Origin of the sequence: Proteiniborus sp. DW1 (genome assembly GCF_900095305.1) — a bacterium.
Taxonomy (GTDB): domain Bacteria; phylum Bacillota; class Clostridia; order Tissierellales; family Proteiniboraceae; genus Proteiniborus.
Genome location: NZ_FMDO01000044.1, coordinates 87625 through 104396, shown reverse-complemented (window position 1 = coordinate 104396; position 16772 = coordinate 87625). Strand labels below are relative to the sequence as shown.

14 protein-coding genes are annotated in these 16772 nt (G+C 33.2%); 11 read left to right on the top strand and 3 right to left on the bottom strand.

All coding sequences use genetic code 11. The features are described from left to right. The first annotated feature begins 132 nt into the window (after positions 1-132). From DW1_RS11635 to DW1_RS11625, 3 genes are read left to right on the top strand one after another with little or no spacing between them, the layout of a single operon-like run. Positions 133-1002, top strand: coding sequence for a YitT family protein (locus tag DW1_RS11635; protein ID WP_143474415.1), 870 nt, complete (start codon positions 133-135; stop codon positions 1000-1002). A 4-nt stretch (positions 1003-1006) separates the two neighbouring features. After that, positions 1007-1825 carry a 1-deoxy-D-xylulose-5-phosphate synthase N-terminal domain-containing protein gene (locus DW1_RS11630; protein ID WP_074350788.1) on the top strand — a complete coding sequence of 273 codons (819 nt, stop codon included), beginning with the start codon at positions 1007-1009 and terminating at the stop codon, positions 1823-1825. Next, positions 1822-2763: a transketolase family protein gene (locus DW1_RS11625; RefSeq protein WP_143474414.1), complete on the top strand. Its 942-nt coding sequence runs from the start codon at positions 1822-1824 to the stop codon at positions 2761-2763. The genes DW1_RS11630 and DW1_RS11625 overlap by 4 nt, the downstream gene beginning before the upstream one ends. Before the next feature lie 202 nt (positions 2764-2965). Here DW1_RS11625 and DW1_RS11620 read toward each other — a convergent pair whose 3' ends face one another. Continuing rightward, complete coding sequence (locus DW1_RS11620; protein ID WP_347499745.1) at positions 2966-3322, bottom strand: transposase; 357 nt, start codon at positions 3320-3322, stop codon at positions 2966-2968. Positions 3323-3595: 273 nt separating this feature from the next. On the opposite strand from DW1_RS11620, the gene DW1_RS11615 reads away from it, so the two are divergent. The 3 genes from DW1_RS11615 to DW1_RS11605 all read left to right on the top strand — a co-directional run bounded on the left by DW1_RS11615 (position 3596) and on the right by DW1_RS11605 (position 7739). After that, positions 3596-4036: a protease complex subunit PrcB family protein gene (locus DW1_RS11615; protein ID WP_242942490.1), complete on the top strand. Its 441-nt coding sequence runs from the start codon at positions 3596-3598 to the stop codon at positions 4034-4036. A 257-nt stretch (positions 4037-4293) separates the two neighbouring features. After that, the gene (locus DW1_RS11610; protein ID WP_074350785.1) at positions 4294-5175 is read left to right on the top strand and encodes a LysM peptidoglycan-binding domain-containing protein; all 882 of its coding nucleotides are present in this window, start codon (positions 4294-4296) and stop codon (positions 5173-5175) included. Positions 5176-5354: 179 nt separating this feature from the next. Continuing rightward, positions 5355-7739 (top strand): Lon protease family protein, encoded by a 2385-nt coding sequence (locus tag DW1_RS11605; protein WP_074350784.1) that lies wholly within the window; start codon positions 5355-5357, stop codon positions 7737-7739. 83 nt (positions 7740-7822) lie between these two features. Here DW1_RS11605 and DW1_RS11600 read toward each other — a convergent pair whose 3' ends face one another. Next, the gene (locus DW1_RS11600; RefSeq protein ID WP_074350783.1) at positions 7823-8398 is read right to left on the bottom strand and encodes a 5-formyltetrahydrofolate cyclo-ligase; all 576 of its coding nucleotides are present in this window, start codon (positions 8396-8398) and stop codon (positions 7823-7825) included. Between the two features lie 344 nt (positions 8399-8742). Between DW1_RS11600 and ftsE the strand changes: the two genes are divergently transcribed. The 4 genes from ftsE to DW1_RS11580 all read left to right on the top strand — a co-directional run bounded on the left by ftsE (position 8743) and on the right by DW1_RS11580 (position 12911). Further along, positions 8743-9429: a cell division ATP-binding protein FtsE gene (ftsE, locus tag DW1_RS11595; protein ID WP_074350782.1), complete on the top strand. Its 687-nt coding sequence runs from the start codon at positions 8743-8745 to the stop codon at positions 9427-9429. Then, positions 9419-10315, top strand: coding sequence for a permease-like cell division protein FtsX (gene ftsX / locus DW1_RS11590; RefSeq protein WP_074350781.1), 897 nt, complete (start codon positions 9419-9421; stop codon positions 10313-10315). The genes ftsE and ftsX overlap by 11 nt, the downstream gene beginning before the upstream one ends. 18 nt (positions 10316-10333) lie before the next feature. Next, entirely contained in the window at positions 10334-11458 is a 1125-nt protein-coding gene (locus DW1_RS11585) for a murein hydrolase activator EnvC family protein (RefSeq protein ID WP_083605660.1), read from the top strand. A gap of 229 nt (positions 11459-11687) precedes the next feature. Continuing rightward, positions 11688-12911, top strand: a complete 1224-nt coding sequence (locus DW1_RS11580) for a S41 family peptidase (RefSeq protein ID WP_200800519.1) — start codon at positions 11688-11690, stop codon at positions 12909-12911. Between the two features lie 61 nt (positions 12912-12972). On the opposite strand, the gene DW1_RS11575 is transcribed toward DW1_RS11580, so the two are convergent. Then, positions 12973-14559, bottom strand: a complete 1587-nt coding sequence (locus DW1_RS11575) for a hypothetical protein (protein ID WP_074350779.1) — start codon at positions 14557-14559, stop codon at positions 12973-12975. Positions 14560-14780: 221 nt separating this feature from the next. Between DW1_RS11575 and uvrB the strand changes: the two genes are divergently transcribed. After that, complete coding sequence (gene uvrB / locus DW1_RS11570) at positions 14781-16754, top strand: excinuclease ABC subunit UvrB (RefSeq protein WP_074350778.1); 1974 nt, start codon at positions 14781-14783, stop codon at positions 16752-16754. Positions 16755-16772 lie beyond the last annotated feature (18 nt).

The following is a 16772-nucleotide window of genomic DNA, read 5'->3' as shown; positions in this document are numbered from 1 at the left end:
TAGTAGTGAGTACTGACAATACTTAACTTATTGTAATCTGAGCTAGGCAGTATTAGCCTTATGGAACTATTAACGGAGGCCCCACTATTAAAAAATACATATTATTTTTAGGCATTATAAGGAGGAAATTAATTGAACAAGATAAAAAAATACTGGTATAGACATTTCTTAGAGTATGCAGGAGTTACTTTAGGAACTTTTATAATGGCAATTGCAATTAATATTTTTCTAGAGCCTAACACTATTGCACCTGGAGGAGTAACAGGTCTTGGAATAGTTATACAAAAGCTAACTAATGGATTTATTACGGTTTGGGCAACAAATCTTATTGTAAATATACCACTATTTATTGCTGGAGTTATAATACTAGGTAAATCCTTTGGTGCTAAAACATTATTTGGAACCTTTATACTTTCTTTTTTCATAATGATTGTACCAGACATCGGTGCTACTCAAGACTTGCTTCTATCTTCTGTTTTTGGAGGAGTCATAATGGGAATAGGACTAGGTATAGTCTTTAAATCAGGTGGGACAACAGGAGGAACAGACTTAGCAGGAGCAATATTGAATAGATTATTTCCGAGTCTTAGCACAGCAACACATATGATGATAATTGACTTAATAGTTGTTTCTAGCTCAAGTATCTTAAATAAAAGAATAGACACAGCGTTATACTCAGTTATTGCCTTATACATATTAGTAAGAGTAACAGATATATTACTTGATGGTATTGGGTATGAGAAAGCTTTCTTCATTATATCTAATGAGCCAGAGAAAATCGGAAAAACTATATTAGAGGAGCTTGATAGAGGGGTTACTATATTAAAGGGTAAAGGATTCTATTCAGGGCTAGATAAGGATGTTCTATTATGTGTTGTAAATAGAGCACAGATGATAAAAGTAAAAGAGATAATAAGCTCTATTGATAAAAGAGCTTTCATAATGATTACAGATATGCATGAAGTATTAGGAGAGGGATTTAAAGAAATAGAAAAAGAATAGGAGGATAAACGTGAAAGATTATAAACAAATAGCAAATACCTTAAGAAAAGACATTATTATGATGACACATGAAGCTAAGTCAGGACATCCTGGAGGATCATTATCTGCATGTGAAATACTAACAGCACTTTATTTTAAAGAAATGAGGATAGACCCAAGTAATCCCAAGTGGGAAGACAGGGACAGGTTTGTATTATCAAAGGGACATGCAACTCCTGTTCTATATGCAACACTTTCAGAAAGAGGCTTTTTCCCAAAAGAAGAGCTAATGAAATTTAGAAAAATCAATTCAATGCTACAAGGGCATCCAGACATGAAAGGTACTCCAGGAGTAGATATGTCCACTGGTTCCCTAGGTCAAGGACTTGCAGTAGCCAATGGTATGGCATTATCAGCTAAGCTTGATAATAAAGACTACAGGGTATATGCTCTAGTAGGTGATGGTGAGATTCAGGAAGGGATTATTTGGGAGGCTGCAATGTTTGCTACACATTATAAGCTGGATAATCTTACTGTATTCATGGATCATAATGGATTACAAATTGATGGACATAATGAAGATGTAATGAACGTAGAGCCAGTAAATAAGAAATTTGAAGCTTTTGGATGGAATGTATTAGAGATAGATGGACATGATTTTAATCAAATATTTGATGCGTTAGAAAAGAGTAAAGCTATAAAAGACAAACCAACTTTGATTATAGCTAAAACAGTTAAAGGTAAAGGTGTTTCATTTATGGAAAATCAAGCTAATTGGCATGGAACTGCACCAAATGCAGAACAAGCACAAAAAGCATTTGCTGAACTTGGAGGTGAATTATAATGGCAATGATGGCTACAAGAGACGCATATGGTGAAGCATTAAAAGAATTAGGCAAACTAAATAAAGATGTAGTAGTATTAGACGCTGACCTTTCTGGTTCTACAAAAACAGCAGTTTTTGCTAAAGAGTTCCCAGAAAGATTTATAAATGTTGGTATAGCGGAGCAAAACCTAATAGCAACTGCGGCAGGGCTAGCTACAACAGGTAAAATACCCTTTGCAAGCTCATTTGCCATGTTTGCAGCAGGTAGAGCATTTGAAATTATTAGAAATTCGGTAGCATACCCAAAATTAAATGTAAAAATAGCTGCTACACATGCTGGGTTAACTGTTGGAGAGGACGGAGCATCTCATCAAGCTCTTGAAGATATTAGTATCATGAGAACCATACCTAATATGGTAGTTCTAAATCCTGCTGATGGAGTAGAAACAAAAGCTGCAATTATGAAAGCAGCAGAGCATAAGGGGCCTGTATATATAAGATTAGGAAGAAGTAAAGTGCCTGTAATATTTGATGAAGAAAACTATAAATTTGAAATAGGCAAAGGCATAAAGGTAAGAGATGGCTCAGATGTAACTATAATAGCCACTGGAATAATGGTTTCTCTAGCACTTGAGGCGGCAGAGGCTCTTAAAAAAGAAGGAATAGAAGCTAGGATAATAAATATTCATACTATTAAGCCTATAGACAAGGATATAATAATAGAAGCAGCTAGAGAAACAAGAGCAATAGTCACAGCTGAGGAGCATAACATAATAGGCGGTTTAGGTAGTGCAGTAGCAGAGGTATTAGTGGAAAGCTATCCAATACCAATGGAAAGAGTAGGAGTTAGAGATACTTTTGGAGAATCAGGAAGTGGAGATGAGCTCCTTGTGAAATATGGCTTAACAGCAGATAAAATAGTAGAAGCTGCAAGAAGAGCAATTGGAAGAAGATAGGGAATTACATAAAAACAAACCAGTATAATAAGGCTCTTTGTCAATAGTTGGGGTGGGATTTTCTTTAATCCCGCTCCATTACTGCATTTAGACCAAATTTAATATAGCGATGGAGTTAGACAAAGTAACACGTGTTTTAGGGTGCACTTAATAAACCTATCTAAAATGTAGGCTTTTACAGATATTAAATTCTTCTTTATATTTAGTTCATACAATGAATAATCCTATTACGAAATCTCTGGAAGTTCTTAATTCCAAAAGATACTCGTTTTAACACCTTGATCTTATTATTAAACCCTTCAGTTGGACCATTAGTATAACCATATTTAAAGGCATTCTTAATCTCCTTAAGCCATCTTCTATATGTAGCTGCACACTTCTCAAACTCTGGTATCCCAGAGTTTTCTGCATTTTCAATCCACTTAACTAATTCTGTACGCTGATAAGAGTATTTATCACTTTGACATATTTCATAAAACCATTCTTTAAGCTTATGAGCAACACGTAAATCATCATTATATAGCAGCATTAAATCAACAGCATCCCTATTCTCATCTATTATAGAACCTATAATAACACTGGTTTGTTTTTTTATGACCTAACCCGATTTTCCGAATGCTTTTTTTCGAAAATCGATGGTAGGTCAAACGCAATGAGCACCAAATTTACTCGAGCGACAGCGAGCAAGTAAATTTGTGTTGCGAGACTGCGGAAAATGACCTAACCTGATTTAATATAATCCCTTAATATATTCATAAATAAGCCACCTAACGAATAATATATATTGAAGTGCACTAGGAATATATTGATATTTTTAATAAGGGGGAGTATGGTGAACAAAAAAATATTAATCTGTGCAATAATTGTCATAGTTGTTTTAGGAATAATATTCATTCCCAAAATGCTTAAGAACGAAGGTGAGAGTGAAGTGAAATTTAAGACCCTTGATTTAAGTGAAGCACCAAAAAAAATACAAGAATTGGTTCCCAAATACTTATATGAAGAAAGAGCCTTAGCATGTAAAGTAGATAATGAAGTATATATCATAGTAACGAGGGGTGAAAAAAGAACAGAGGGATACTCAGTTTCACTTGATAAAATAATAAAAGTCAAAAATGAAAACAACTTTGATATTATAGCTCATGCGAAATACAAGGATCCAAAGCCAAATGAAATGGTAGGTCAGAGAATAACTTATCCAGTAGTAGTTGCAAAGGCAGAGCTAGACAGATTGCCTGATAAAATTAAATTAGAAGTTGAATACGACCAATAAATCACCAGTTTATATTCTGGTGATTTTGGTTTTATAGCCAATTATTACATAGAGGAAATCAGTGTTGAGGACAGAATTAAATAGTAATTGTAACTATTTTGTAACCAATTTTCATATTTGTTTACAGAACCATAATGGGATGTGTATCATTTCTAACGTTAGCGAGGAAACTTAAAAGAGCTCCTCCATTACATTCAAGATGACAAAAGGCAACGCAGTTCATTATATTTTATAATAAATAAAGGAGAGGAAAGCATATGAAAAAACTTAAGAAGAGACTACTTATAGGGGCTTTGACATTTACTATAGCATCTACATCATCGCTTAGTGTATTAGCAGCAACCCATACAGCAAAAGCTGGTGATACATACTGGAAAATAAGTACTTGGTATGGAGTAACATTAGAAGATTTATTAAAAGCAAATGGTGCAACATATACAAGTATACTTTATATTGGGCAGAAGGTATACATTCCAGAAAAAATTACCTACAAAACTCATGTGGTACAAAAGGGAGAAGACCTATGGCAGCTTAGCATCAAATATGGGATAACTGTTAACGACATAGCAAAAGCAAATAATATATCTACAAACAAAGTACTATATATTGGAGATGTACTGAAGATTCCAGTATATAATGTTCCTGTAAAATCAACGCCGGGACCACAATATGGGGAACTTCTTGATTGGTGGACCGAAGCACAGTATTTGCTTCCAATCAATGCAGAGTTTAAAGTAACTGATTTTTATACTGGGAAATCCTTTTGGGTAAAAAGAACAGTAGGGGCTAGTCACATCGATGCAGAAACTCTTACTCTAAAGGATACTAATACAATGAAAAGCATATGGGGAGGAACTTTAAGCTGGGTTAGAAGACCAGTAATTATAGAGTACAATGGGAGAAAAATAGCTGCTAGTATGACAAGTGCTCCTCATGCAGGAAATGAACATGCACCAGGTGGAGCTTATTCTACATGGAGAAGTGGAGGATATGGAGCAGGAACAAACTATGATTATGTAAAGGGAAATGGAATAGATGGACATTTTGACATACATTTTCTAAATAGTACAAGACATAGTGACGGAAAAGTAGATACAGAGCATCAAAAGAACGTAAAAATAGCAGCTGGGGTCAAATAAAACTAGAGTACTGGAGATTTCTCCAGTATTTTTTGATCCTTTTTAAGCAATTATTAAGCTTTGGCTGAATACAATGAAGTTAAACGGAAAATAAATTAGAGGAAATATTCTCTGAAAGCAAATTGGGTATAGATTATATAATAGCATTTGAGATTTAGACATTTCCAGGAGGTGAAGTAATGAGAGATAACTATAAAGTACCTTTATTTAGATTGAAAAGAAGGTCTGATTTAAGTAAGTTTGATTTTATCACTACTGAGCAAATAAGCATGTGTAAGGATATTATAGGGCAGGAACGTGGTATAAAAGCGTTAAAATTTGGTTTATCCATTAAGAAAAAGGGATACAATGTCTTTGTTACAGGAATAACAGGTACAGGTAGAAATAGTCACTCTTATTCTATTGCAAAGAACTTTGCAGATAAAAGAGATACTCCTAGTGACTGGTGCTATGTATATAACTTTAAAAAGCCTGAAAATCCAATAGCTATAAGACTGAAGCCAGGAGAGGGTACTATATTTAAGAAAAAGATGAAAGAACTTATGGAAAAATTAGAAATTGAGATACCAAAATCCTTTGGTTCTAAAGGGCATGAAGATAAAAAGAGTGAGGTTTTACATCACTATCAGAAAAAAATAGAAGATATAATTGAAGAATTAAATATCATGGCAAAGGAGCATAACTTTGTTTTTAAGCAAACAGAAAAAGGATTGCTGAGTATACCTCTTATAGATGGAAGGCCTATGAAAGAAAGCGAGATGGAGAACCTATCTGAAGAAGAGATAGGAGAGGTCAGGAAAAATTCTCGACAATTAATATCAAAGGCCTTTGATGTAGTCAAAAAAATCAGACAGATAGAAGAAGAGCTGAAAAGTAAAATAGAAAAACTAAATGAAGAAACAGCTTGTGAAGTGGTGGATTTTTATTCTGCTCATTTAGAGACATACTTTAGCGAAAATAAGGCAGTGGTTGACTATCTAAATGAGGTAAAAGAAAGCATTATTGATAATATTGAAGAATTTATTGATGAGGAAGAAACTACGGAACTCCATGCAATTCTAAATAGAGGAAATAAAAGTGAAGACTTTTTTATAAAGTACGAGGTAAATTTATTTATAGATAAAAGCAATAACAGTGGTGCACCTGTAATCAGAGAAGCAAATCCGACTTATTATAATCTATTAGGAAAGATAGAGCATGTAAATGAACTTGGAATGCTTAAAACAGATCATACTAAAATAAGACCAGGTGCTATTCATGAAGCAAATGGGGGATATTTAATAATACAAGCAAAAGATATACTAACTAACCCCGGAGCTTGGGAAGGGCTAAAAAGAGCTCTTATTACCGAAGAAGCTAAAATTGAAAATATAGGAAAGGAAAGTATACTTCCAGAGACAATTATGCCAGAACCAATACCTCTAGATTTAAAGGTCATTATAATAGGAGATAGCTATACTTATCAGCTACTATATATTTATGATGATGATTTTAAAAAAATGTTTAGAATAAGAGCAGACTTTGATATAGAAATGGATAGAAGTGAAGAGAATATAAAGAAGATTATTTCATTTATTGCTCAGCATTGTAGCGAAGAAGGACTAAAACCATTTCACAAAGGAGCCATAGAAAGAATACTGGAATATGGCTCTAGGCTAGCAGAGCATCAAAATAAGTTGACTACACGATTCAATGAAATAGTCGAGATAATGTATGAAGCAGATGCTTGGGCGGATCAGGATGGTAGCTGTATCGTACTACGAGAGCATGTTGATAAAGCCATAGATGAGAAAGTTTACCGCAATAATAAATTCGAGGAAAAAATTCAAGAGCTTATTGCAGAAGGTACTATACTAATAAACATATTGGGGCACAAGGTTGGAGAAATAAATGGCTTATCAGTCATGGGCTCAGGCCAATATTCCTTTGGCAGGCCTAACAAGATAACTGTAACCACATATGCAGGAAAGGATGGAATTATTAATATAGAGAGAGAAGTAAATATAAGTGGAAGCAGTCATGATAAGGGAGTCATGATACTAAGCGGATATCTAGGAGAGAAATTTGCAACTAAGCACCCACTATCATTATCAGCTAGCATTACATTTGAACAATCCTATGGAATAATTGATGGGGACAGTGCATCTAGTACAGAGCTATATGCTCTCCTATCAAGTCTTTCAGATATTCCGATTAATCAAGGAATAGCAGTTACAGGCTCAGTAAACCAAAAAGGAATGATACAGCCAATAGGAGGAGTAAACGAAAAAATTGAAGGATACTTTAAGATATGCAAGCTAAAGGGACTAACAGGAGAACAAGGAGTCATCATTCCACATCAAAATATAGATAATCTAATGCTTAGTGATGAGGTAATAGAAGCAGTCAATGATGGAAATTTTTCAATTTATGCTATAAAGACAATTGACGAGGGCATAGAAATACTAACAGGAATAAAACTAGGTAAAAGAGATGAAAATGGAAACTTTGAAGAAGGAACAATTAGTTATTTAGTGCAAAAAAAACTGGATAGATATGCAAAGGTAGGGGAAAAACAAAGATAGGGAAAGCAAGGGGGAAAGCAAGGGGACGGGGGGAAAGCAAGGGGACGGGGTTGTTGCTTTCCCTTGTTAGTTATTTCCCCATATTACTTGGAAGCTTTTATAATTTCTTTTTCTGTAATTATATAATCTACAGGAATATCATATCTTCCTTTCCTGACATGAGGTACCAGCTGAAGATCAAATGCTAAGGCAATTTTAGGTACTGAGTCAACAATTCTAGTTAAAAATCTATCGTAGTATCCTCCGCCATAGCCTATTCTATAACCACGCCTATCAAAAGCCACACCAGGCATTAGAACTAAGTCAATTAGTTCAGGATTTACCTCTCTTATAAATTCCTTTTTAGGCTCAAGTATACCATATGTACCAGATTCGAGTTCCTTGTCGTAATCTAGTAGCTGAGATAAAACCAACTGCTTCGTTTCTACAATGCTTATAGGTATTATAATATTTTTATCTTCATTTAAAGCCATTCTTATAATTTCCTCAGTTCTGACTTCATTTCTAAAATCAATGTAGCACATTATGTATTTAGATTTTTTATACTGTTCAGTTGAAAATAATAGATTTGAAATTGCTGAACTTTTTTTATTTACCTCTTCCTTTGATAAGGCTTTTCTTTTACTAAGTATTTCACTTCTTAGAGCTCTTTTATCCATTTTACTTCCTCCAATTTCTATAATTCACTAGCTTAATTATACAAGAAGCAACAATATAATAAAATTATTTTTTCTAAGAATCAACAAAAAATCAACATGGCAGGTATTACCTCTGGAAATATCACCACAGTAAACTATAAAATATAAAATAGATACATAAGCAGGTAGACAAAAAGGTCGAGGATAGCTTATATTATAGCTTATTATGCTAATAAATAAAAATTAAATACAAATTAATCAAAATAGTATAATTTGACTACAAAAAATTTAAATAAAATAAAGGAATTGTATAAAACATGTCGAATATGAAACTTAATAGGGCTGAATAGACAGGAGTGATACAGTTGATAAAGTACGTAAATGTTAGCAAGCAATATGGAAACGGCTCTAAGGCTTTAGAAAATGTGAATATAAGCATAGAAAAAGGGGAGTTTGTTTTTATAGTTGGTTCCAGTGGAGCAGGTAAATCTACTTTAATGAAGCTTCTATTAAAGGAGATAGAGCCCACTCAGGGAAAGATTTTTCTTAATAAGGTTGATATTACGAAAGTTAAAAATAGAAGAATACCATATATCAGAAGGAATCTTGGCATAGTTTTTCAGGACTTTAGGCTTTTGCCAGATAAGACCGTATATGAAAATGTAGCTTTTGCCATGGAAATAGTAGGAGCATCTGCTAGAGAAATACGAAGACAAGTTCCTATGGTTCTTGGAATGGTGGGGCTCAGTGATAAAGCACACAATTATCCAAATCAGCTTTCTGGTGGAGAGCATCAGAGGGTTGCTATTGCTCGTGCGATAGTAAATAATCCTTCTGTACTTATTGCAGATGAGCCTACAGGAAATTTAGACCCTGATACTGCTTGGGAAATCATGAAATTGATTAAGGAAATAAACAGAAGAGGAACAACAGTAGTTATGGCTACACACGCTAAGGAAATAGTAAATGCCATGAAAAGAAGAGTTATAGCACTTGAAGCAGGAAGAATAGTAAGAGACGAGCAGAAGGGTGTGTATTACCATGAAGTTTAGAATTTTGAAAAATATTATTAAGCAAGGTTTTGTTGGGATGTGGAGGAACAGAACAATGGGCATTGCCTCAATTGGTTCTGTAGGTGCCACACTTACTATATTAGGAATGATACTTATACTTATTCTTAATATAAATACTGCTGCTAATACAACACAGAAGCAATTTGATGAGATACAAGTTTATTTAAAAGAAGACATTTCACAGGAGGAAATTGAAAAAGTCGGACAAGCCATCAACGAATGTGAGGGCATAAACTCAGTTATATTCCAGTCAAAGGAACAAGCACTTGAAATATGGAAGGAAGAATGGGGGGATCAAGGCTACCTATTAGAAGGTCTTGAAGAAAGTCCATTACCAGATTCATATATTATTCAATTGAAAGATATTGAGTATGCTGATATGGTTGTGAATCAAATAAAGCACCTAAGTAACATAGAAGAAATTAAGTATTACAAGGATATTGTAGATAAATTATTGGCAGTAGCAAATTTTGTTAGAATAGGTGGACTGGTTCTTATTGGAATTCTAGTACTGATTTCTGTGTTTATAATATCTAACACAGTAAAGATAACTGTTGCAGCCAGAAGAAGAGAAATAGGTATTATGAAATATGTAGGTGCAACCAACGGTTATATAAGGGGACCTTTTATGGTAGAAGGTGTGCTTTTAGGATTAATTGGTTCGGGCATGTCAATTTTAATAACATTTTATGGCTACAAATATTTAGTGAGTACCTTAAATGAAAAATTATATGTGATATTTACCGTTTACATGATACCTCCCAAAGTAATGATTAATGATATAACTATTATTTTTGTTGCTATAGGTGTAGGAATAGGTTTATTAGGCAGCATTATTTCACTTAAAAAGTTTCTAAATGTTTAGCAAAGGGGGATGGCATACTTGAAAAAGAGAATTTTACATGCTTTGTTAGCTATTGTGATTTTTGTAGGCAGCACTACAGCATATGCTAGTGTTGATAGTCTAAATAAGAAACTTAGTAATACCCAAAAAAAGATAAATCAAGTCAAAAAAGAGAAACAAGAAAATAAAAAGAAGATTGATAACACTAGTAAAGAAATAGCTAGACTAGACAAGCAGGTTGAACAAACTAACAACGAGCTTGAGGAAATACAGAGGCAGCTAAATGAGTTGAGTGAAAATATTGAAATTACAAAAAATAACTTAAAAGAGGCAGAGAATAATTTAGCTAAAAGAAGTGATACATTTAACTCTAGACTTAGAGTAATGTATAAAAATGGAACAGTAGGATATTTGGAAGTTTTACTTGGGGCTAAAAATATTAGAGACTTTATGACAAGAATAGACATGATAAAAAGCATAGCAAACCACGATGTGGATATGCTTAAATATATGAAGGAACAAAGAGATATAATTGAGCAAAATAAAGTAGCGCTTGAGGCACAACAAAGTTCTGTGGAAATGGCAAAGAAGAATATGGAAGTTAAAAAGAGAGAGCTTGAAGTAGCAACTCGAGCAAAAATAAATCTAATGAAAGACTTAGAGAAGGAACAAGAGGCTTTAGAGAAAGCCGAAGATGCTTTTCTTGCTGAGGCAAAGGCTCTAGAAGCAGAGATTAGAAAGAAGCTGAGCAGCGGGAAATATGTAGGTGGAGTTATGATGTGGCCTGTACCAGGTAACACTCGAATCAGCTCTCCTTTCGGCTATAGAATACATCCAATATTAAAGACTAAGAAAATGCATACAGGTATTGATATCCCAGCAAATTCAGGAGTTCCTGTAAAGGCAGCAGGCGAAGGGACAGTACAGTTTTCAGGTACTCTAGGTAGTTACGGAAAATGTGTAATTATAGATCATGGTGGTCAAATAGCGACCTTATATGCACATAATTCTTCATTATTAGTTAAGGAAGGACAAAAAGTAAATAAAGGTGATACCATAGCTAAGATAGGAAACACAGGAATGTCAACTGGACCACACTTGCATTTTGAAGTAAGGAAAAACGGAACATATGTAGATCCAATACCATATGTTAAAGGAAAATAAGGGCAACAAGGCCCTTTATTTTTTTATAGCATATAGAAAAGTCCTACTTGAATAATCTTACATAAGAGAGCTTTTTGTTAATTAGTTTCAATAGAAGTCTTATTTTAACCTAGCCTGAAAAATAAAAATGCAAATTACTAAGTATATTTTGATAATTTAGACACATAATGGTATAATGTTTACATGAATTTAATAAAATAGATAACATAATGCTTATAGAGGTGACAATATGATTTCTAAAAAGAAGGCGACAGTTGGTGCAATCTTACTTATTTTAATAACTAGTATTTCAACATTTGTAGCTAGCAATATGATACAAATTTCTGTTAAAGAAAAAGTTGTTATTACCAAAAATGAATACAATGAACTTACAAGAGTTTATAAGAAATATTCAAAAAATATGCTCTTAGAAGATATCATTAAGGAATATTATTTGAGGGATGTAGATGATGAAATATTATTAGAAGGACAGCTGAGAGGACTATTTGCTTCCATGGGAGATCCTTATTCAGTTTATATGCCAAAGGATGAATTTAAAAGTTTTATGGAGCATACTATGGGAGTATTTGGTGGCATAGGAATATATGTAGGAGCAGGAGAAGATAATCTGATAACAGTAGTATCACCTATAGAGGGTACTCCTGGAGAGAGAGCCGGGATAAAGTCTGGCGATAAGATAATTAAAGTAGATGGTAAAGAGTTTACTGCAGAGAAAATGGATGAAGCAGTTAAGCTTATGAAGGGTGAGCCTGGTACGGATGTTACTATAACTATTAGAAGAGACAGTGAAGGCAAGTCAGAAATTTTGGAAAAAACTATTACAAGAGAAGAAATTAGAGTGAAAACCATTAAAGCTAGCATGCTGGAAAATGATATTGGATATATAAGGATTACATCCTTTGATGAACAGACACATAAGGATTTTACAGCTAATTTAAAAGCCCTACAAAATAAAGGTATGAAGGGCCTAGTAATAGACTTAAGAAATAATCCAGGTGGGCTTTTAGATGTATCTGCTAAGATAGCAGATGAGCTTATGGGAGAGGGGACAATTGTATATACAGAAACAAAGAAAAAAGAAAGGGAATATTTAAAATCTGACAAAAAAAAGTTGGGATTGCCATTAGTTGTTTTAGTGAATGAAGGCAGTGCAAGTGCATCTGAGGTAGTATCAGGAGCAATTCAAGATACTAAGGTAGGCACTATAGTTGGAACTAAAACATTTGGAAAGGGTATAGTGCAGAGAATAAAAGAATTATCTGATGGTTCAGGCTTTAAAATAACGGTGTCAGAATATTTTACTCCTAATGGAAGAAATATTCAGGGCATAGGAATAACTCCTGATATTATAGTAGAAATACCTGAAGATGTCGAGGTAATAGGGGTAGAAAACCTAGAACAAGATACGCAGCTACTGAAGGCAATTGAAATCATAAAAGATAAAATTAAGTAGCATATAGTGTGTTGACTGTGAGCCAAATATAATAGTTTGAATACAAAAAGGATAGCTAAGTTTAGCTATCCTTTTTAGCTGATGTAAGTATATCAAAGTTAATACCATATATAAAATCTGAATCTGAATTTTCAATAGGCGGAACAATATTGAAAAATCCTGTATTTAAGCTAGGGCTATAGAAAATGTTTTTATCTAGAACTTGACCCAATAACTTAGCTTCATCATCCTTTAGACTATACAAGTATACTGAAAAGTCGGTGGAAGAGCTATTTTTAGCTATCACTAGAATATTTTCATCATCAATTATAGTAAACTTTCTGACATCTAAGTCTAAAACTATCTTTTCATCATGCTCTTCAATATCATACATATATAGCTCAAACTTATCTTCTTTATCAAGCTTTCTGGTGTATAATAGTTTATCCTTGCTTAAAAACTCACCATTAAATCCTCTATCTATCTTTTTCAATCTCTTTTCGTTTTCCTTAATAAAGACATCTGATACATCCTTAGAGTTATCTTTTTCTATAAAGATAAAATTGTCTCTATACGAATCAAACCCAGTAACATTCATTCTTACATTAAAAAGAATTTCAGGATTATATTTAGAAGTATCAAATAATAGTACAGTTGACATTTTATCTTTATCGTTATTTACACCATAAAGCAAATTATTATCTTTCCATTCAACACTCCAAGTGTGTTGATAATCCATTGGAGTAATTTTTTGTGTATTCTTATTTTTTAAATCTACAATATATAAATCTGAAAGTGTTCCATTATGCTCAATAATTGCTAACTTGCTAAGGTCAGGACTAAACCTTGTAGAATATATGGTGTTAAGAGTGGAATATATCTTTTGCTTTTCTTGACTATGAATATCATATATCCATATGCTTTCCATGTTTGAGTTTTCCACAACTTCTTTTTTAACATATGCTAATAGCTTGTCACCTGCGAGGTCTAGTATCTTGCCTTTGTCTATTGTAGTTGATAGCAATATAGGCTTTGCTTCAATAATCTCACCACTAGTTGAATTTACCTTTACATTGAGCATATATATAGGGCTACTAGGATTATCTTTCATAAAAGTGTTATTTAGGGTTATTTCCCACATGTATTCATCTTTGTCTTTGATAAGGTTTACGTTCGGCATAGTATTATCAGTGTAATTTAGCTGAGTATGTATTTTACTAAGAGCTTGAGATTTATCAAATTTTAAAGCAATAGGAGAATAGTTAGTAGGTATTATATTGAATTTTATATCCTCTAATTCTCTTTTCTTTATGCCGTTAATTTCAACTGTAAATTGTGGAACTACTATATCTGTTTTTCCCCATTTCTTTTCTACTGAAGTGTATATATTTATTTCATTATTTACTCTAGATATACTATCAATGTTAGCCATTGAACATTCAACAACTCCCAAATTTACCAAAAAAAGTCTTTCGTATTCTTTCTCAAGTGCTTTAACATTTGGTATAATAGATTGGAAACCTTTTGATAAAACAGTTTTATCTATCTTATAGTCAATATTTGACTCTGATAAAACAGATATGCTTGAATCAATTAGGGGTGCGTTGTTCTTAGGTGTGCAAGCTGTCAAAGTTAATATCATTGATAAGTATAGTATTTGTTTTTTCATCTAAAAACTCCCTCCTAGCACTACTTTTATATATTCAACAATAAATCTGAATACCCTGCCTAGTTAAAAAAAATCTTTTTAAAATTATATTTTTTCGTATATTGACTTATATAGGGACAAAATATATAATAGGAAACGAACAAATGTTCCAAATAATTATAAATATAGTTTTATTTTCTTTGTGGTATATATTATTTATCATCACTAAATGAGGTGATACTATGAATAAATTTAAAATCAGGTCTGATTTTAAGCCAACGGGAGATCAGCCCAAGGCTATCGAAAAGTTAGTTTGTGGAATAAACAACAAGCTTATGCATCAGACTCTTTTAGGAGTAACAGGCTCTGGAAAAACTTTTACAATGGCAAATATTATTGAAAAGACTCAAAAACCAACTCTAGTGATAGCCCATAATAAAACATTAGCAGCACAGCTTACCAGTGAATTCAAAGAGTTTTTCCCAGATAATGCTGTAGAATATTTTGTAAGCTATTATGATTATTACCAACCTGAGGCATATGTACCTCATACAGATACTTATATTGAAAAAGACGCATCTATAAATGACGAGATAGATAAGCTAAGACACTCAGCTACTGCTGCTTTATTCGAAAGAAGAGATGTTATAATAGTAGCCAGTGTTTCCTGTATATATGGTTTAGGAGACCCTATTGATTATGAAAACTTAGTTTTATCTCTAAGACCTGGCATGATAAAGGATAGAGATGAGATACTAAGAAAGCTTATAGATATACAGTATGAAAGGAACGATATTAATTTTGTAAGGGGGACCTTTAGAGTCAGAGGAGATGTCATAGAAATATTTCCCGCATCTTCTAACGAAAATGCTATTCGAGTTGAACTATTTGGAGACGAAGTAGAGAGATTAACTGAGGTCAACGCACTAACAGGAGAAATAATCGGGACAAGAAGTCATATCTCTATATTTCCTGCTTCACACTATGCTACTAGTCCTGAGAAAATAGAGAGAGCAATTAAAAGTATAGAAGAGGAGTTAGAAGAAAGAGTAAAAGAATTGATAGCAGAAGATAAGCTTCTAGAAGCTCAGAGACTAAAGCAAAGAACAATGTACGATATTGAGATGCTAAGAGAAATGGGATTTTGTCAAGGTATAGAAAATTACTCAAGACACATTAGCGCTAGACCACCTGGAAGCAAGCCATATACATTGTTAGACTATTTTCCAGATGATTTTCTAATGTTTATAGATGAGTCGCATGTAACTATACCTCAAATCAGAGGAATGTATGCAGGAGATAAATCTCGAAAGACTACATTAGTTGATTATGGATTTAGACTTCCATCAGCACTAGACAATAGACCTCTTCAATTTGAAGAATTTGAAAAGCATATTAATCAGGTTATATATGTAAGTGCTACTCCTGGTTCTTATGAGTTGGAGCATTCTCAACAAGTTGTAGAGCAAATTATCAGACCTACAGGACTATTGGATCCAGTGATTGAAGTTAGACCTACTAGAAATCAAATAGACGACCTAGTTAAAGAGATAAATATTAGAGCAGAGCGTAATGAAAGAGTTTTAATTACTACCCTTACTAAAAAAATGTCTGAAGATTTAACAAACTATTTTAAAGAAATAGGGATAAAGGTAACTTATTTGCATTCAGATATTAAGACTATTGAAAGAATGGAAATAATCAGGGATCTTAGAATGGGTAAGTTCGACGTTTTAGTAGGTATTAACCTGTTAAGAGAAGGATTAGACTTACCTGAGGTTTCATTAGTGGCCATATTAGATGCTGATAAGGAAGGATTCTTAAGATCTGAAACATCAATGGTACAGACAATAGGTAGAGCAGCTAGAAATGCAGATGGTAAGGTTATAATGTATGCTGATAGCATCACTAATTCAATGAAAAGAGCTATAGATGAAACTAATAGAAGAAGACATATACAAATCGAGTATAACAAAGAACATAATATCGTCCCTCAAACTATTAAAAAAGGAATTAGAGATGTTATAGAGGCCACTAAGGTTGCAGAAGACTATGACAAATATGGATATGACAAGGAAAAAGAAATTAATAAGGATGAACTAATAGCTCTGATTAAAAACCTAGAGATAGAAATGTTTGAGGCAGCAGAGAATTTACAATTTGAAAGAGCAGCTGAATTAAGAGATAAAATCAGTGAGTTAAAGGGTAAACTGTAAAAGAGCTTTAAACGAAGA